A 249-nucleotide genomic window follows, 5' to 3' on the forward strand; every position below is an offset into this window, starting at 1 on the left:
CAGCTCAACGACGCCACGGGCGGGACCCGCACGGGTACCCAGATGTGGGCCGACCCGACCGGTCTGAGCTACCAGAGCACCACCCGGTGGGGTGTGGCACAGCTCGTCAGCGAGCTGACCGACCCGACCGACCCGGGTGAGCCCGGCGACCCGGGTGCCCCGGGTGAGCCCGGCGAGCCCGGCGAGGACGGGCCTGCCCTGGTGTTCGAGAGCTCGACGGTCCGTGCCGGCGAGAGCGTCGAGGGCGCA

1 protein-coding gene is annotated in these 249 nt (G+C 74.3%); it reads left to right on the forward strand.

Annotation, left to right across the window (positions count from 1 at the left end; all coding sequences use genetic code 11):
* The coding region (locus N869_RS16255; protein ID WP_035063590.1) for a sugar-binding protein at window positions 1-249 on the forward strand (249 nt) is incomplete at both ends.

Source organism: Cellulomonas bogoriensis 69B4 = DSM 16987, from assembly GCF_000767165.1.
Classification (GTDB): Bacteria; Actinomycetota; Actinomycetes; order Actinomycetales; family Cellulomonadaceae; genus Actinotalea; species Actinotalea bogoriensis.